Origin of the sequence: Halomonas sp. MMSF_3323, from assembly GCF_030733595.1 — a bacterium.
Classification (GTDB): domain Bacteria; phylum Pseudomonadota; class Gammaproteobacteria; order Pseudomonadales; family Halomonadaceae; genus Halomonas; species Halomonas litopenaei.
Genome location: NZ_JASHIT010000001.1, coordinates 140,379 through 158,846, shown reverse-complemented (window position 1 = coordinate 158,846; position 18,468 = coordinate 140,379). Strand labels below are relative to the sequence as shown.

The 18,468-nt window shown below is 65.8% G+C and carries 12 protein-coding genes; 6 read left to right on the top strand and 6 right to left on the bottom strand.

The annotated features are described in order from the left end of the window. Positions 1-17: 17 nt before the first annotated feature. Positions 18-641, top strand: a complete 624-nt coding sequence (locus tag RBB39_RS00630; protein WP_306168587.1) for an RraA family protein — start codon at positions 18-20, stop codon at positions 639-641. A 78-nt stretch (positions 642-719) separates the two neighbouring features. Here RBB39_RS00630 and RBB39_RS00625 read toward each other — a convergent pair whose 3' ends face one another. The 6 genes from RBB39_RS00625 to RBB39_RS00600 form a co-directional block, all read right to left on the bottom strand. Continuing rightward, positions 720-2,885, bottom strand: a complete 2,166-nt coding sequence (locus RBB39_RS00625) for an IucA/IucC family protein (RefSeq protein WP_306168586.1) — start codon at positions 2,883-2,885, stop codon at positions 720-722. Between the two features lie 105 nt (positions 2,886-2,990). After that, positions 2,991-3,755: an HpcH/HpaI aldolase/citrate lyase family protein gene (locus tag RBB39_RS00620; RefSeq protein WP_306168585.1), complete on the bottom strand. Its 765-nt coding sequence runs from the start codon at positions 3,753-3,755 to the stop codon at positions 2,991-2,993. Further along, positions 3,749-5,857, bottom strand: coding sequence for an IucA/IucC family siderophore biosynthesis protein (locus tag RBB39_RS00615; protein WP_306168584.1), 2,109 nt, complete (start codon positions 5,855-5,857; stop codon positions 3,749-3,751). The genes RBB39_RS00620 and RBB39_RS00615 overlap by 7 nt, the downstream gene beginning before the upstream one ends. 8 nt (positions 5,858-5,865) lie before the next feature. Further along, complete coding sequence (locus RBB39_RS00610; RefSeq protein WP_306168583.1) at positions 5,866-7,137, bottom strand: type III PLP-dependent enzyme; 1,272 nt, start codon at positions 7,135-7,137, stop codon at positions 5,866-5,868. Continuing rightward, complete coding sequence (locus tag RBB39_RS00605; protein ID WP_306168582.1) at positions 7,130-8,956, bottom strand: IucA/IucC family siderophore biosynthesis protein; 1,827 nt, start codon at positions 8,954-8,956, stop codon at positions 7,130-7,132. Before RBB39_RS00605 ends, RBB39_RS00610 begins: the two co-directional genes overlap by 8 nt. A gap of 340 nt (positions 8,957-9,296) precedes the next feature. After that, positions 9,297-11,432 carry a TonB-dependent receptor gene (locus RBB39_RS00600; protein WP_306168581.1) on the bottom strand — a complete coding sequence of 712 codons (2,136 nt, stop codon included), beginning with the start codon at positions 11,430-11,432 and terminating at the stop codon, positions 9,297-9,299. Positions 11,433-11,978: 546 nt separating this feature from the next. Between RBB39_RS00600 and RBB39_RS00595 the strand changes: the two genes are divergently transcribed. The 5 genes from RBB39_RS00595 (at position 11,979) to RBB39_RS00575 (ending at position 18,382) form a co-directional block, all read left to right on the top strand. Beyond that, a complete protein-coding gene (locus tag RBB39_RS00595; protein ID WP_260425291.1) occupies positions 11,979-12,848 on the top strand; it encodes an ABC transporter ATP-binding protein in 870 nt (289 codons plus the stop codon). Further along, positions 12,845-13,873 carry a sucrase ferredoxin gene (locus RBB39_RS00590; protein ID WP_306168580.1) on the top strand — a complete coding sequence of 343 codons (1,029 nt, stop codon included), beginning with the start codon at positions 12,845-12,847 and terminating at the stop codon, positions 13,871-13,873. Before RBB39_RS00595 ends, RBB39_RS00590 begins: the two co-directional genes overlap by 4 nt. A 74-nt stretch (positions 13,874-13,947) precedes the next feature. Further along, positions 13,948-14,832: a siderophore-iron reductase FhuF gene (gene fhuF, locus RBB39_RS00585; RefSeq protein WP_306168579.1), complete on the top strand. Its 885-nt coding sequence runs from the start codon at positions 13,948-13,950 to the stop codon at positions 14,830-14,832. A 2-nt stretch (positions 14,833-14,834) separates the two neighbouring features. Then, positions 14,835-15,857, top strand: coding sequence for an AraC family transcriptional regulator (locus RBB39_RS00580; protein WP_306168578.1), 1,023 nt, complete (start codon positions 14,835-14,837; stop codon positions 15,855-15,857). Between the two features lie 350 nt (positions 15,858-16,207). Continuing rightward, the gene (locus RBB39_RS00575) at positions 16,208-18,382 is read left to right on the top strand and encodes a TonB-dependent siderophore receptor (RefSeq protein ID WP_371931847.1); all 2,175 of its coding nucleotides are present in this window, start codon (positions 16,208-16,210) and stop codon (positions 18,380-18,382) included. The last annotated feature ends 86 nt before the right edge of the window (positions 18,383-18,468 follow it).

Sequence of the window (18,468 nt, the reverse complement as noted above, 5' to 3'; positions counted from 1 at the left end):
ATCCGACAGGAGGTCCGATGTTCCACATTGCCCCCCGCAGTGACAGCTTCAGCCAGGCGCAGATCGATCGCTTCGCCGGGCTTGCCACCTCGACCCTGGGCCACTTCAGTGACTTTGGCACCATTGCCTCGCTGGAGCCGCTGCACCGTCCGGTGCGCCTGGTCGGCACCGCCCTGACGGTCAGAATTCCCCATGTCGACGGCAGCATCATCCGCGAGGCGCTGACGCTCGCACGCCCCGGTGACGTGCTGGTGATCGACGTGTCCGGTGATCATCGTCGCGCCTGCTGGGGCGAATTTCGCGCCTACGCGGCGCTGACCAAGGGACTGGCCGGCGTCGTCACCAATGGCGCCGTCACCGACCGGGAGACGCTGTCTCGGCTGACCCTGCCGATGTTTGCTGCGGGTACCAGTCCGCTGACCACCCGCTCGCTATCGCTGGAGGGTGAGATCAATACCCCGGTGGCTATCGACGGGGTCTCCATCGCGCCCGGCGATCTGGTGCTCGGTGACGACGACGGTCTGTTCGTGGTGCCCCCGCACCGGGCCGACGAGCTGGCCGAAAAAGCCCTGGCCAAGCAGCAGGACGAAACTCGTCGGCGCGAGGCGATGCTCGCTGAGCATCCCGAATGGCTTCGCTGAATATCCCGTCTCTTGCGCACGAAAAAACGGCGGCATCGGTGTTCACCGATGCCGCCGCGTATTTTCCTGACGGTGAGATCAGGCTTGCTGCAGCGTCCCCAGACGGTCGGCTTCGCCAGCGGTACCGACACCCTGTTCAACATCGGCAGTTGCCTCGGCGTTCTGAGGCGTCAGCGCCCCCTGGCAGGCCCTCAGCGGATTGACGGTCTCGCTGACGCCAAAAGGCATGCTGCCGGGGCCTCCGGCACGCTCGATGATCGGGGCGATCAGGCGTTTGTAGGGCCAGCGCTCGCGCTCGAACAGCGCGGACTTCAAGACATTGCGCTCGGCGGCATCGAAGGGCACGGCGCCGAGCTGGGCCTCGAGTTGAACCGTCAGATCCCGCCATAGCGCGCGCTGGCAAAGGCCATAGTGCCCCGCCAGGGTGTCGATGATCGCACGCAGATTGACCTGGATCGCCAGGGTCTGCAGCCAGAACAACAGCGCCTCCTGACTGTCGTGGTAGAGGGTGTTGGCGTGACCCGGCTTGATCCGGTAGCAGGGATCCTGCATGCCGTGACGCTCGAGCTGGCCGACGTTGATACGCAGCGAGTCATGGTCACGCAGCAACAGTCCCTCGACCCTACCCTGGCGCACCACCAGCACGGCGTTCTGGCCGTGCACCTCCGCCAGCATGCCAAGCCTCAGCATGCGCAGGTTGATCTCGAAAAAGCGCGCACACAGCTCGCCAAACAGCGCCTGTGCGCTCGCGGCTCCCTGTTCCATGCCACGCTGCACCATCCAGTCATCGAAGACGTGATGGGCGCTGACGCGTGCTGGACCGGACGCCCCGACCATCGGTAGCGGCGTACCCAGGGTCGCCATGGGTACCAGTTGGGTGCCGGCCTGCTCGAGCAGCGCCTGAGGATAGCTGCGCACCATGGCGCTCAGGTGGCGCGGGGCCTCATCGAACAGGCTGGCGTCCTCGGGCAGGTAAGCCCACCACTTGCCTTCGTCACACAGGTGCAAGGCGCTTTCCAGCAGTGGATCGCGCTGCCGAGCTTCTTCCAACAGCCGTGCGCTCAGATCGCCATTGATCATCTTCACCGCCGGCAGGTAGCGCGAGGCCCCCAGCGAGTGGATGGCCATGGGCAGCTTGAGGCTATGCGCTGTGCCGTCTGACGAGGGCGCAGCCGGCAGCAGCGAGCGCAGCGACGAGGTCGGCCACCAGCGCCCGGCGCTAGCCTCCAGGGTGATGCAGTGACCAGCGGCAAAGTCCTCGGCGAGCCACTTCGGCAGGGCATGATCGTGCTGCCAGGGGTGCACCGGCAGCGCCAGGTGGCTATCGGCGATGCCCTTGGCGCGCATCTCATCGTCCAGTGCCTGACGCTCCTCGGCCGCGAGCAGCCAGTCTGCGGGGGCCTTAATGTCGCCCGAAGCCGCTCCAATGTCGCCCGAAGCCGCTCTAATGTCGCCCGACACCGCTCCAATGGCGCCCGACACCGCGCCGGCTGTCGCTCTATCGGCGCCCGACCCCGCGCCGGCTGCGAGCGCCCCCACCCCTGCGCCATGGGTCAGCCGGTGACGCGCGACCGCCACCCAGTAAAGCTCGACGGGGTTGGCAAACTCGGCCATATAGGCACGGTACTCGGCAGCGCTTAAACCCTGTTTGGCCTTGGCGGTGGGATGGTAGGGCCGGTCGAGCAGCGACGCCCACTGCTCCAGAATGGTGAAGTGCTCAAGGGTGCCCAGGGAGGCAAGATGGCGGGTGTCCACGCCGTGCGCAATGGAGGCCGTGGCTTGCCACAGGCTGTCCTCCAGGGCGTCGAGAAAGACGCGCTGGCCAGGCGTCAGGGCCTGTTCATCGCCGCCGAACACCCGGCGCATCAATGCCACGGGATCCAGGGGCGACGGAGTCCCCCCATCGTGAGCCAACACCGGCGTGCCGGGCACCTTCTGCCAGTCCTGGGCAATACCTGGCTCCAGCAGCATCACCAGGCTGGTCTTTTGGCTAGCGCCCTGGGCCCGCTCTTGGCGGCACAATCGCGCCCCGGGGTGGGCCACCAGAGTGTCATCACCAAACAGCTCAGCGGCAAACGAACGGGCATCGCCGTCATCACCGGCCAGCGAGTCGATCTCGAGGATCCCCTCGACCAGCAGGCCATCGACCAGCGATTGAAGGATCTGCTCGCTGGCCAGGCGCCTCGCCTGGGGTGAAGCCTGAGGTGAAGAAACGGGCGAAGAAACGGAATCAAACGAGGCCATATTGGGCTCTCCTTGCAACTGCAACAATCGGGGGCACCGACGAAGGCGCGACAGCAGGGTTCGGGGTTCGGGCAACAGGGGCACCGGAAGCAAGCGACAGGCACCTCATGCGCGTGCCTCCTTCAAGGCGCTCGTCAGGGCGCGAAAGGCGATGCCCCGCTCGTCGCCGAGCAGGAAGGTACGCACACCGCGCTCGCGCCACTCGGCCTTGGCGTCCGCATGGCGCAGGAAGGCGGCGTAGGGAAGGCCGTGGTCCGCCGCCCGCTGCTGCACTCGGCAAAGCGCTTTTAGCACCTCGGGGTGGGCGGTCTGCCAGCTCACGCCCAGGGACTGGGACAGATCGGCGGCACCTTCCAGCACCAGGTCGAGACCATCGACGGCGCACAGCTCGTCGATGCGCTCGACGCCGGCCCGGCTCTCGATCATGGCGACGACCAGGATCTCGTCGTTGGCCTTTTGAACGTATTCGGCCAGGGAGTGCTTGCCGAAGGCGCCGGGGCGCCCGGCGTTGAGGCTGCGCGTGCCCTGGGGCGCGTACTTGCAGGCACCCACCGCGGCGGCCAGTCGCTCGGGGTCTTCGACGCTCGGCAACACGATGCCCTGGGCGCCGCCGTCGAGCAGGCGCAGCAGGGTCTTGGGGTTGTCGTCGGCGACCCGCACCAACGGCGTCAGTCCGTAGCTCTCGGCGGTGCGGATCATGTGCTCGACGGTTTCCGGGTTGATCAGCACGTGCTCGGTGTCGATCACCACGAAGTCGAAGCCGGCTTCGGCGATCAGCTCGATCGACGCCGCCGTGGGCAACGACGCCAGCACTCCGTAGATCTCGCGCTGCTCGATTAGCGCACGTTTCAGGCGATTGGTTCTCAGCATGGGGTACGCTCCTGTATCGCTGCAGCCTTCCCCGTGGTCACAGACGCAGGGCGCTGCACCGGTGCATGCAAGGCCAGGGGATTGGGCACCCGCTTGATCTGAGGCATCTCGTCGCCGAACAGCCGCCGGCGGGTCAGTGCTTCCACTTCCCAGTCGGGGACAAAGACGTCGAACTGGCGATAGCGCTCGGCGTGCTCTGGATGGGCGTCCTGGTAGGCGGTGATGACGTCGGCGACCATGGCCCAGAAGGAGCCCTCGGTGAGTCCGAAGTGACGCTCGAGGAAGATCGCCATCTCGGCCAGGGCGATAAAGAAGAAGGCGTCGCAGGAGTAGTCGCGCACCGCCGCCAGGTCATCGGTAACGATAAAGGAGTTGCGGTTGCGCGCGGCGTGGGCCGCCGGCAGCGGCTCCAGGCTGGGGGCCAGCTCCGGGCGGGCCAGCGCCGACGGGCAGTAGCGCACCCCGTCGTGGAAGTCCTTGAGCGCGACTCGCACTGGCCAGCCGTCTCGGTGGATCACCACGATATTCTGGCCGTGGGACTCAAGCCCCACCCCTTCGGCGAACAGCAGGTGGATGATCGGCAGTGTCGCCACGCTCACCAGTTGGCGGGTCCAGGCGTCGCGCCCGTGACGGGCGATCCAGTCGGCAATAAAGGGCTCTGTGGGCGCCCCGTCCGGGTCGCGCAGACACTGGCTCAAGCCGTTGAAGGGAACCGCCTGCTCGCCAGGGGCGAGAAAGCCGTCGATATGCTCACGCCACAGGGCGCCGGCCTGGCCGTACACCTCGTCATGGCGCAGGCCGCCAAAGGCGCGTTCGTCCAGGGCAACCCCGGCCACCTCGCCGAGGATCACGACGTTGGCCGCCCCGGCGCCGGCGTCGCTCTCCAGAAGCTGCTTGAGCCAGGCGGTGATGATGGGGCCGTTGGTGATGGTATGGCGCGCCAGGATGCGGGTACTGGAGGTGTTGGTGATCCCCAGCGCCAGCTTGAGATAGGGCGTCGGGGACGCGCGCCGATCGTGATCCAGCGGCGCCAGGGTACGAATCGACTGCTGCGGGCGATAGCGGGTCTCGCCCTCGCCGAGCAGGACGATCTCGCCGCTGGCAAGCTCCGGGTAGAGCGCGCCGACCAGCACGTTTTCCCACTGCCAGGGGTGCACCGGCAGCAGCACCGCCTGCTCGCGCGCAAGGCCTCGCTCGCCTAGCCACTCGGCCAGACGCTGCCTGGCCGGCGATCCCTCGTCACCCAGCTCGGCATCGGCCATGGCCGCAAACGTCGCCAGGGCGCCGAGACCAGGAACAGCCCCCTGATGAGCCAGCCGCGCCGGCAGCGCCAGCCACAGCACCCGCAGCGGCTGGCCGAACTCGGGACCGAAGCGACAGTTGTCGCCAAGCGTGAAACCGAGACGAGACTTGTAGCAGGGATGGTAGCTGTGGGCGTCGGTGAAGTACTGCTCCAGGGCGTCGGCGTCGAGCGTGTGGGGCGCGCTCTGGCCGTCGACGGGCGCTGCCGTCGAAGACTGCAGGTCCTTGATCAGGGTCTGCTTGAGCTCGTTGATGAACCCCGGCTGCAGCCGCCCTTGAAGGTCTCCCTCGGCCCTGGCGCTCAGTGTGGACGCCAGGTCGTCCAGAAACTCCGAGAGCGATGGCGACTGGGTCCGGCCATCGCGTCCGGCCAGAGCCGGCGCCTTTGTCGACGCCCGAGCCGGCGCCCGAGCCAGCGCCTGAGTCGACGCAACAGCCAGACTCTGATGATCGAGGCGAATCAGCGAGAAGCTGTGGCACAGCCAGCCTCGCACCCGATAGTCGCGCTCTCCCAGGGAGACAACGAAGGTGGTTTCACGTCCCTGCCCTTCACCCTCAGGCGGGGCCAGGTGCTCGCAGCGATACTCGAGCACGTCTTCGTACAGCAGGGTCTGCAGCAATTGGCCGATAACCCGCCGCTCGATGCGCGGGCGATGACGCCAGTCGTCGGAACTGGCAAAGGGTACGGCAGCGGGAACAGCACTGGGAGCAACACAGGGGGCAACTCGAGGTGCGGCGACGTCTGCGACGGCGTCAGCGGACCCCGTCGCTGGCTCGGCAACGTAGGAAGGTGATGACATGAATAACCTCAGCGTGCGGTGTCGGGTGACGCCCTGTCGGCGCCAATGAAGATCTGCGGCGGCCTTGGGTGGCACAGAAAGTCAGCGTGGGAGATGTTGTAGCCGTAGGCCCCGGCCAGCGGCAGCACCAGAAGATCCCCCGGGGCGACGTCGCCAAGCAGTCGATCACGCCCCAGCACGTCCTTGGGCGTACATAGCTGCCCCACCACCGTCCAGGGTCGCTTCTCGCCGGACGACGCTTCGCCGCGCTCCCCGCTCGGCAGGTGGATGACCGGGTGGTCGTGGCCCTGGGCCGCGGGCAGCCGGAACTGGTGGGTACCGCCACGACAGACGACGAAGCCCTGACCATGGCTGTGCTTGGTGTCCAGCACCTCGATGGCGTAGTAGCCACAGAAGGCACTAAGGAAACGGCCGATCTCGAAGCGCACCCGCGGGGCCTGAGCCATCGCCTTGAGTCGGGCGTCCAGATGGGCGCACAGCGTCTGCCAGTCGAACTGACGCTCGGGTTCGAACGGCGCCATGTAGTCGACGCCGATGCCCCCCCCGACATTGAGCTGGGTGACCCTGGCGGGCGAGGCGGCAAGCGCGCGCCATTCGGGCCAGCGCGCCAGGTAACCGTCAAGCAACGCCTGGTGGCGCGCCACGCTCGTCTGGTGGGACATGGCGTGGATATGAAAGCCGACCAGGGTGAGATGGGCAGCGGCGTCCACCGCCGCCACCGCCTCGCCAAGCCTGGCTTCGTCGATGCCGAAGGGGGTGGCGATACCGGCCATGCGCAGACGACTCGACAGCGCCTCGGGCAGGGTCGGATTGATGCGGATCAGCACCGCCTGGTGACGCCCCCTGGCCGCGGCGAGTCGCTCAAGCCGCGCGATCTCGCCAAGGCTCTCCACGTGAAAGGCCTCGATGCTCTCGCCCATGGCCAACGCCATCTCCGTGTCGAGTTTGCCCGGTCCCGACAGCACCCAGGGCAGCGTGCTCGTCGCCTCGCGCATGCGACCGATCTCGCCACCGGAGGACAGCTCGAAGCCATCCACGATGGGGGCCAAGGTCCCGAGGACCGGCGCCTCGCTATTGGCCTTGATGGCGTAGAAGAGCTCGACACCGTCGGGCAGTGCTGCCTTGATCGAACGCGCCCGGGCGGCGAGCGCGTCCAGGTCATAGAAGAAGGCGGCGATAGGATCTTGCGCTTCGGCCTGGTGGCAACGTATCGCCTCCCGCACCGCTGGCGGCAGCAGCTGGGCCTCGCTGCGCCCCGAGACAGCAACACTGTCAGCCATGGGCCACCTCCAGACGCTCACCTGCGAGCTGATGCCAGGGGTTGGGCAGCCACACATAGTCGGCGTGACGATCGGCCCGGGCCATCAGCCTGAGCTTGAGGTTGGTCTTGCACGGCAAGTCGCCGCCTGCGAGCAGGCCATCGAGCTCGGGCGTGGCGACTCCGAGCCGTTGCCTGACCCGCGAAAGCTCCTCCCCGGTGGCCTCCCACAGACGCTCGGCCAGGGCCGGGCGGCGCCAGCTCAACGCCAGGATCGCCTCGGCCAGGTGATTGACCAGCAGGCAGTAGGCGATGCGCTTCCAGCCCTTGTCGCGACTGTAGGTCATCGACGCGCGCACGCGCTCATCCAGCGTCTCGCCGGCGAGCCAGTCAAGGCCCTGATCCTCGGTCAGCTTGACGCCTTCGAAGTCGCGCAGCAGTACGCGACGGGGCCAGCCCTGGTCATGGATCAGCACACAGTTCTGCAGATGCGGCTCGACCACGATGCCATGACGGAAATACAGCGCCAGCACCGGCTCGACCAGGGCGCCAAGATAGGCCTTGTACCAGTCGACGATCCTGTGTTCGGGCACATCGTCGGCGGGAGCGCCGCTCACAGCAGCGGACGCAGGTGGTATCGAGCACGCCACCAACGATGGCGCCATCGGCTCAAGCTCGGTGTCACGGGCGAATACCGTCGCCGCCAGCAGGCAGCGCTCGGCGCCGAAACGCCGACAGAAGTTCTCGCGCAGGATGACCCCGGTCTGCTCGCGGAACCAGCGGCGCTGGTCGTCGTCAGCATCCTGCGGGGCCCAGTGCAGGGTGGCGGGCTCCCGGGCCAGCTCGAGGGTCTCGAGCGCCGGGTCTTCACTGTCGATCAAGCGGCCCATGATGCGATCGATGACCAGGGTGCTCTCGAGCTCGTACCAGGCGTTCTTGCGCACGCAGTTGGTGATGCGCACGTTGAGCGAGCCCTTGATGAACCAGGGATGCTCAGGCGCATGCCAGGTACGCATCGAGGCGGTGGGCAGCGCCAGCGGGCCGCTTCTGCCCAGGTCGCGGATGCAGCCGTCGTGGATCCGCGCGGCGACATCCGGCGCCTGGCGAAACAGCTCGGCCTGGACCGGATGCATGGCCAGCACCACCCGCCCGGCCTCGGGCTCAGCGCTCTGGTCCGCGGCCTGACTGAGCACCTCACCGGGCTCCAGGCCATTGCAGGCGATCCGTAGCCCTTGCGCCGGAAACGAGAACTGGTGCAACCGGGTACCCTGACCAAACTCGGGGGAGCAGCCCCTGCCCTGCCCCTTCAAGCCTTGCGGCCACTGCCTGGCCTTGGGCGTGGGGTGATTGGGATGGCCGAACCACAGCCCCTGTTCGCTGGCGGCGTAGTCCTTGAGCGGGTCATGTGGGCGTCGCCGAGCGTCCTCGATGATGGAGGCCATCACCGCCTGGCTCTGCAGCACCTGGTCGCCGAACTCGGGGTTGGGGCTGGCCTCGCGCCAGGGGCCATCTTCCAGCAGGGCCGTTACCAGCTCGCCGGTATCGGCCTCCCGCCAGGGCTGATCGAGGCCGCGTCGCAGATACAGCGGCGACACAACCTGATGGCAGCCCATCGCCGAGTGGCGATCGACCAGCACGAACAGGGTTAGAGAAGACGACCAGGCGACCTGCAATGGCAGGCCCTGGAGGCTCGTTGGCAGGCCAAGCCGGTTGGCGGGCCAGTGGTGGCTCAACAGGTCGTGGGGGATCGCCACTTCCTTGATGATGCCGTTGAGCAGGGCATGCTGTGAGGCATGCCGAGCGATCTCGCCAGGGGTGCGAGTACATGGGGGGAATTGCATGTGCAACCTCCGCAAGGATTCCTTCCTTGTTTTGCTTCCCCGGACGTCGAATCATCGACGCCTTTCGTCAGGGGAAACCGCGCTTTCCTGGCTAGTCACTTGGCGAAGGGTTGTTGTTATGGCGTAGTTGTTATGGAGTACGTTGTTATGAAGTCGTTGATCTGGAAACTGATTCTGGAGATGGTCTGACAACAGCGTCAGGCGTTGCCTGGTGTCATCAAAGCGGCACCACGGCCCATCCGCGTGGACCGCCGCCGTCCTGGCGGCGGTCCGGGTCAGCCGACTAGCGGCGCTTACGAAAAGTAGCGCTTTCCAGCCGCAGTGCTTACAAACGCGGCCTTTAGAAGTCGACGCTATACCCTACCGTCAGGGTACGACCACGACCGGCGAAGTAACGGTCGTCGTTGACCAGCGCGCTCTGGGAGTAGTAGGTGATGTAGTCCTCGTCGAGCAGGTTGGACACGCCCACATTCAGCTTGCCGGTAGGCAGTTGGTAGCCCACCGCAGCGTCCACCAACAGATAGCCGTCGAACTCGCGATCGTCCTCGTCATAGGTCTCATCGAACGAGTAGTTGGCTTGGAGGAAGGTGGACACCTTGTCGGTCCAGTTGGCGGACCAGCTACCGATCAGACGATCCGGCGAGACATCCAGGCCGGACAGTTCAGCATCGAGGTCGCCATCGTCGTCGCTGTCATACAGACCCGTCATGTGGGAATAGGCCAGGCGACCGGAGTGGCGCTCGGTAAAGGCGTAGTCCACCGAGGCCTCGATACCGGTGATCTGGGTCTCCTGGCGGTTCATGACGAAGACGTCGTCTTCTTCGGTCAGGCGGCTGCCGAAGTCGGAGGTGGACTCGTAGTAGCTCAGCTCTGCCGACAGGCGATCCCCTTCGAAGCGCACGCCGGTCTCGACGTTTTCGGTCACGATGGGACGCAGATTGTCGATGCTGTCGACGGACTGTCCCGGGGTATCGATGCCGCGCAGCGCACGACCGACATCAGGGATCGAGAAGCCTTCGGAGTAGTTGGCGAACAGGCTGACGCGATCGACCGGCTTCCACACCGCGCCGACGTTGTAGAGCGTCTCGTCGAAGTCAGGATTGCCGCCCTCGACGTCGACGCCATTGTTGGCCCACACCGTCTGATAGTCATCGATATCCAGCTCGGCGTACTCATAACGCACCCCGGCGGACAGCAGCAACGAGTCGATGGGCTGCAGTTCGGCCTGGAAGAAAGGCGACAGATCGGTGTACTCGGTGGGCGGCACGTAGGTGCGGTTGCTCTGATACAGGTACTGCTCGGTCTCGTCGAACAGCGTATCGAAGCCACCGGTCAGCTTGAGCCGGTCATTCCACAGATCGTCCTTGGTCAGCGAGACCTTGGTGCCGAACTTCTCGGTCTTGGCCGAGCTCTGGTCGTAGTAGGTGCCTACCGGCGCCAGTGACGGATCCTGGAAGCTACCGGAGTCGGTGGCCCCGAACAACGCCTCGTAGTCCTGATAGTAGGCCTGGGCGCTAAGGTGCATGCCGGCCAGGTCGTAGTTCTCGTAGCTAAGCCCGGTGGTCCAGACCTCGTTGAAGGGGGCGTCGCCCTCGGGGGTGCCAAGCACGGAGGTGGTCGGAATGCCGGCGTCGCGATCGCCGGTCACGCTGACGTAGTCGTTGTGACCTTCGATGTCGTAGTGGTTGAGGGTGAACTGGATGCGCTGGTCATCGTCGATCCAATAGGCGATCTTGCCGAGCAGGTCATAGCTGCGCGAGTCCATCAGGTCGCCCTGGGTGTTGTCGACACCGACCGGGTCGTCCTTGGCGTCCAGGTACAGCCCCTGGTCCTCGTAGCTCAGACCAAACAGGTAGTCGACGTTGCCCTTGTTGCCGCTGAAGCCGTAGTCGGTCTTGTAGCTCAGGGTGTCCTCGTCCAGCTCGCTGGTCGGGGTGGTCATCTGCACGCCGAAGTGCTGATTGAAGGAACCCGGCTCCGGACGCTTGGTGATGATGTTGATCACCCCGCCGGCTGCGCCGACGCCGTTGGTGGCGTTGGCGCCCTGGATCACCTCGATCTGCTCCACCTGGGAGAAATCGATGGTGTGGGCCTCACGACCGGTCGGACGCAGCGGATTCGACTGGGGAATGCCGTCGATCAGAAACAGCGGTGTGCGGCCCCTCAGGGTCTCGCCGCTGCCGGTCATCTTCTGGCGGTTGGGCGAATAGGACGGCAGCAGGTTGCTCAGGATCTGGGAGGAGTCGGTGGTCACGTCCAGCTGCTGGGCGATCTCCTCCTCGCTGATGATGCGCACGGTCTGCGGCGAATCTTCCGCGGTGGTATTGGTCCGCGAGGCGGTCACCACCATGGTCGGGGCCTCGTCGGCACGGGCGCCGTTCGAGGAAGAGGTATCGACGGAGGTCTGCGCCGCGACCTGCTGTGCGGCCACCAGGCCAAGCAGTGAAACGGTGGGCCAGAGAGCATGACGTTTCATGTCGTGCATCGTTCCTTTTGCTAAATCGAATGATCGCGCAACCGCTGACTCGAGGTCTGGCGAGTCCCTCACGCCAGGACGTTGCTCTCGGACGTCGTCCCTGCCCCGTGCTGCCGCTCCCGGCGAGCGGTGGCGATGCGATTCGCCACCTTCCCGAACGGCCGCACCTTACCGAAGCCTCGATGCCGCATTGCGTCGTTTATTGCCATCTCACATACAAATGAGAACGATTATCCTAATTAATCGCTTTCCTGATGTCCACGAAATGCGAACCATTCGTTCGGCATAAGCTAACAACACACTGTGCTAAAACGCCGCGCGCCATGCCGACAAACCGCGCCGATACGGGCTTGGCCGGATTGAAAATGAGAATTTTTTGTCATACCGTGCTGCTGCCACACTCCCCCAGGCGGGCCTTGCATGACCTCATCTCAGCCTTCTTTGCCGATCACACCCTCGTCCAGCGCGGCACCCCAACACCGGTCCGATGCATCGTCAGGCGTGTCGACAGACGGATCGACCGCGGCGTCCGCGCTTGACCACCCATTGGCGGGACATTCTCTCAAGGTCGGTTACGAGGAACGGCTGGTACTGGACGGGGTGGATATCGCGGTGGCGCCAGGCAAGCTGACGGTGCTGCTCGGTCCCAACGGCAGCGGCAAGTCGACCCTGCTGAAGACCCTGGCACGCACCTTGAAGCCCCAGGGCGGCCAGGTGCTGCTCGACGGTCAGGATATCCACCGTCGCTCCACCCGCGAGGTCGCCCAGCATCTGGGACTGCTGCCCCAGGGGCCGACGGCACCGGAGGGGCTGAGCGTGCGCCAGCTGGTGGCGATGGGACGCTTTCCCCACCAGCGCCTGTGGCAACGCGATGCCCGTCGCGACGCCGAGGTGGTCAAGCAGGCGATGGCCTACACCCGGGTCACCGAGTTCGCCGAACGCCACGTCGACACCCTGTCCGGTGGACAGCGCCAGCGCTGCTGGATCGCCATGGTGCTGGCCCAGCAGACCGACCTGATCCTGCTCGATGAGCCCACCACCTTTCTTGACCTCAAGGTCCAGGTGGACCTGCTGGAGTTGCTCTCGGGTCTGGCCCACGACCAGGGGCGCACCCTGCTTTTGGTGCTGCACGACCTCAACCTGGCCGCCGCCTACGCCGACGAGCTGGTGATGATGCGCGACGGCCGCATCCTCACCAGCGGCGCGCCGCGAGAAGTGTTCACCGCCGACAATCTGAAGCGCGTCTTCGACCTCGACGCCCACGTCATGGTCGACCCGGAAAGCGGCAAGCCGCTGTGCGTACCTCTGCTGGGACGCCGTGAATCGCAGGCGCCGCGGCAGAGACCAACCGACGAGTCGCCGGCGCCGCACACTCAGGCAAGGCATCCTTCGACAACGTCAGGGCCGAGGCCATGAGCCACGTCTTCTGCACCGACCTGTCTCGCGAAGCGGGGGACCCGCTGCCCGGCAGCGGCGCCCACGCCGAGCGCAACCTCTTGATCAGCTGGCCCCGGGCCAGGTGGCAGCGCAACCTGCGCCACGCCAGCGACATGCCCCCCGAGCTGGCAGCACAACTCGATGCCCTGGCCGCCAACGGTCGCCGGGTCAATCTGATCCATCGTCGTGATCAGCCTGCCGAGGTCCACGAGGTGATCCTGATGCCGGAGCGTCGGCGTCTCCAGCTCGACCGCAGCGCACTGCTGGCCTTTGTCGAGGCGCTGGCGGCGGGCGAGGATCTCGAGCGCTGGCCGTCCACACCACAGCAACACGACCTGGTGCTGTGCTGCACCCACGGCAAGAAGGACAAGTGCTGCGCGCGCTACGGCTATCGCAGCTACAAGGCGCTTTCCCGCGCCGTGGAGGAACATCGCCTGCCCTTCGACGTGTGGGAGAGCAGCCACCTGGGCGGTTGCCGCTTCGCCGCGAGCATCATCCTGCTGTCACCGGTGCGCAAGTACGGGCGTATCGAGCCCGACCAAGCCCTGCCGATGCTGCAAGCCGAGGCGCAGGGACAACGCTTTCTGCCCGGCTATCGCGGAGCCTCCCACCTGACCCCGGCCCAGCAGTGCGCCGAGGTCGCCGCACTCCAGTGGCTGGCCAGGGACTCGGCCCTGCCCTGCGCTGAACTGGCGCTGGTCGAGGACAACGCCCTGGACCCGCAAGAGATGCCCGGCCACCTTGGCGGCGGCAGCGACAACGCCCAGCAATACCGCCGCCAGGTCTGGCGCTGGCACCAGCCCGTCGAGGGCGATGGCGAGGGCGATGGCGATGGCGAGGACAATGTCGGGGCAGCGAGCGGTGAGCTGGTCGTCCATTGCCATACCCTCACGCTTGAACGGATCGACATGTGCTCGGATATCGACCAGGGGCCCAGCCCCAGCCAGGTCTGGCGGGCCGCCAGCATTCAGTCGATCGACGCCGGCTATCGGCAATATTCTTGATAACAATTCGCATTTAATTTATGGTGTCCACCGTTGGTCTTATGACCTCAAGCCTCCGGCCTGCAGGACACCCCATGACATCAGCGCTGCCTCGTCTGTATTGCGGTCCCCTGGAACACCTTGCCGTACCCACCGTCGCGGCCGAGCTACCCGACGACGCCATGCCTGCCGAGCGACTGCTCGAACCTGGCGTGCTGGACGAATTGCTCGAGCGCTTCGCCGCCCAGTACCAGGGCGATGACCTCAAGGCGGTGGCCTCGCTCTGGTCCAAGTGGCATTTCAGCGCCATGGCCGCCCATACCCTGGCCTCCAACCTGCTACTGGAGCGCGACCTGCCGGTAGCGCTGGATCAGATGGGCCTGTATATCAGCGACGGCGGCCAGACAACCGGCATCGCCCTGCCCCATGAAGGCACCCCGCTGGGGTCGCTCGACGCCTTCGAGCGCTTCGAACGCCTGCTGCAGGGGCATGTGGCACCGCTGGTCGACATGCTGGGCTGCGTCTCCGGGGCCTCTCCCAAGGTGTTCTGGAGCAACTTCGGCAACTACTTCGAGTACTTTGCCAAGGCTGCCGTGCACCACCCCATGGCCTCACCTGGGCTCGGCGACGAGGCGCTGCGCCTGATCGACCACCGGGTCTACCCGGATGGCCGGCGCAATCCCCTGTTCATGCCGGTGCGCTACCTGCCCGACGAACACGGCGAGACCCAGCGCACCCGGCGGCTGTGCTGCCTGCGCTATCGACTCGAGGACTTCGGCTGCTGCGGCAACTGCCCGCTGGACGATGCCGCCGTTGCCAGGGCGAGCAGCACGACCAGCAACAAGACCAGCAGCACGACCGGCAACAAGACCAGCAATAAGACCAGGCAGCCCAGGACCACAGCGATGCCCCAGAGCACGGGGGCAGTGGTGCAGACCTTCCCCTCCCGCGGCGACGCCCGCCGCCTGGTCGCAAGCTGAAGATGAGCGCTGCAAGCCACGCGCAAGCCTGCGAGTCGAGTGGCGCTCAGCCTCGCTCGCGCCCGCTGGCCGGGGCCGCCGCGGGACTTGGTGATACCCGGGTCATCCGCGCGCGGGACTTTCTGCGATTCGGCCAGCGCCACGGCATCGACTACCGCTTCGACGGCGCCCGCTTCCCGGCGGTGGCCCACCACCTGGAAATTCTCAGAGGCCGCGTCATCGAGGAAGAGGTGCGCAGCGGCTGGCATCTGACCTTTTCCGATGTCGAGGTGCTCAAGCCCTACGACTCCTGCTCCACCATGGCCTCGCCGCTGTTCGTGTGCGTAGTGATGGAAGGCGCCATCGTGGTCGACACCGGAGGACGGCGGCAGCGGCTCACCGCCGGCAGCGCACTGAGCGCCCGGCTCGCCGATCAGGTTTCCCTGCGCGTGCATCAGGACGAGGGGCAGCGGTTGCGCACCCTGAACCTGTCGCTGGACCAGGCCGCGATCGCCTCGTTGAGCCAGCGCCCGGACATCACCGAACTGCTCGACGCCCCGCGTCCTCATCTGCACGTCTGGCCACTGCCGGGCTATCTGGCGCCGATGCTCGAACAGGCGGTCATGCCGCAGCCTTCCCCCGGCCAGCGCCAGCTATTGATGGAGGCCATCGGCCTGCAACTGCTGGCCCACGGCCTGCGACACCCCGGCCCGCGCCAGCGCGGTGACCTGCCCCTGCCGGAGCGCCAGCGGCTGGAGCGGATCCGCCAGCGGCTGCAAGACTTTCCCGCCGAGTCCTACTGCCTCGAGCAGCTGGCGGCGATGGCGTCCATGAGCGCCTCGGGCCTGCGCGCCAAGTTCCAGCGCCTGTTCGGCGTTTCGGTCTTCGACTACCTGCGAGAACGCCGACTGACCCTGGCCCACGAGCTGCTGGCCCAGGGCGCCAGCGTGCAGCAGGCCGCTTTCGAGAGCGGCTACAGTCACGCCTCCAACTTTTCCACTGCCTTTCGGCGGCGCTTCGGGGTCTCACCCCGCGACGTTGGCTAGACGTTTCCAGGACCTTCGCCCAGCCCCCTCTTGGGCACCTCACCCCCGAGACCTCAACTGGACACAGTGCACCACAACGGCACCCAGCCGTCGGGCGGTGCTTCGTCGATGACTGGATCCACTACATTAGCTAGCACTCGCTACGCCGATAGCACTTGCTACGCCGATAGCACTTGGCTACGGAGGTTTCATTATCGGTGCAGGTCCTGTCACCACGCATAAGGTTCTTGGCGCCGCGCATAAACAGGCCCACCCGCAAAATGTAATAATTCGCATTACCGAAACATGACCGCTTTGTTCAGGTGCCTACCCCGCGGCGCCTTTCCCTGCTCCCAATGGTAAGCGACAACATGCGTATCACCTCGACCCTGCCCTTCGCGCTGACGCCTTTCGCCCTGAAACCTTTCGCCTTGAAGGCTGGCCCGGCGCTGCTGGCGGCCAGCGTATCCTCCGCCGCGCTGGCCCAGACCACCCTCAGTGAAGATGCCGCCAATGCCGGCACCTCCGCCGATACCGAGCTGGGCACCATGACGGTCACCGGCCAGGCCGCCACCAAGACCGATACGCCCTTCCTCGAGACGCCCCAGGCCACCTCGACGGTCAGCGCCGAGCAGATCGAGCGACGTGGTGCCCAGACGGTGCAGCGGGCGCTGGATTACACCCCCGGGGTCTATACCAACCAGGTCGGCGCCTCCAACCGCTACGACTATCTGGTACTGCGGGGCTTCTCCGACGGCAGCCTGAGCAATACCTTCCTCGACGGCCTCAAGCTGATGGGCGACACCAACAGCTTCAGCTCGCTGAAGGTCGACCCCTGGATGCTCGAAAGCATCGAGGTCGTAAAGGGACCGGCTTCGGTGCTCTATGGTCGCGCCTCCCCTGGCGGCCTGGTCGCGCTGACCAGCAAGCGCCCTGAGTTCAGCGACAGCCCCACCGGCGAGGTGCAGGTCGGCTTCGGCAACAATGACCAGCAGCGCGCCGCCTTTGACGTCACCGGCAGTGTCGACGAAGGCCAGCGTGCCGCCTTCCGCCTGACCGGCATCGCCCGCTCCTCGGATACCCAGTTCGATCAGGTCGAGGAAGAAAGCTACGCCATCGCGCCGTCGCTGACCTGGGACATCACCGACGCCACCACCCTCAACCTCAACGCCTACGTCTCGCGTGAGCCCGAGGGCGGCTATCACGCCGGTCTGCCCTACGACGGCACGGTGACCAGCCATGCCGGCGGGCATATCGACAACACCTTCTTCGAGGGCGAGGACGACTACGACAACTTCGAGCGCGACCAAACCCTGCTGGGCTATGAGCTGGAGCACCGTTTCGGCAACGGCATCACCGCTCGCCAGAAGCTCAAGTATCTGGAATCCGACGTCGAGATGGACCAGGTCTACGCCTACGGCTGGGCCAACGACACCGAGCTCAACCGCTACTACTCCGGCGCCGACGAGGATCTCGAGGCCTGGACCGTGGACAACCAGCTCGAAGCCAACTTTTCCACCGGCGGCTTCGAGCACCGGGTGCTGACCGGGTTCGATTACCAGACCCGCGAGAACGACGTGGTCTGGTCCGGAGGCACCTTCCCCAACATCGACGCCTTCAACCCGAGCTACGGTGCTGGCCCCATCGGCGATATCGTCGTGACCACCCGCGAGAAGCACGAACTCGACCAGACCGGCGTCTACCTGCAGGACCAGATCAGCTGGGATCGCTGGCACCTGACCCTGGGTGGCCGCTATGACTGGGTCGATATCGAGAACACCAACCTCGATAGCGGCGACAGCTCGGATCTCGACGAAACCCAGTTCAGCGGCCGCGCTGGCCTGCTCTACGCCTTCGACAACGGCGTCTCGCCCTACGCCAGCTACTCGACCGCCTTCACCCCGACCAGCTTCGTCGATGCCTCCGGCGATCTGCTCGAGCCGATGGAGGGCGAGCAGGTGGAAACCGGGCTCAAGTACCAGCCGTTGGGTACCCAGGACCAGTACTCCATCGCCCTGTTCCATATCACCCAGGAAAACGTGGCCACCAAGGAGCAGCCCACCGATCCGTATCGCGCCGTGGGCGAGATCGAATCCCAGGGAATCGAGCTCGAGGCGCGCACTCAGCTCACCGAGGCACTGAGCCTCCAGGCCGGCTACGCCTACACCGACATCACCTACGCCGAAAGCGATGATCCCAGCGAGGAAGGCAACGACGCCATCTACTCGCCCAAGCACATCGCCTCGGTGTGGGGCTACTACGACTTCCTCAAGGGACCGCTGGCCGGGCTCAACACCGGCCTCGGGGTGCGCTACCACGCCGATATCCAGGCCGACCGCGACAACACCAAGTCGGTCCCGGACTACACCCTGGTCGACGCCACCCTGGGCTACGACTTCAGCCAGGTCGGACTGACCAACGTCAGCGGCCGCCTCAACGTCAGCAACCTGCTGGACGAGGACTACGTGGCCTCCTGCAACTCGCTCGAATTCTGCTACTTCGGCGCCGAGCGCAGCGTCAGCGCCACCCTGAGCTATCGTTTCTAGCCACTGACCCAAATGAAGGAAAAGCGCCCCGTCCATGAACGGGGCGCTTTGCGTTTCGGCCCGACCGCTATCCTCGCCTGCTGCTG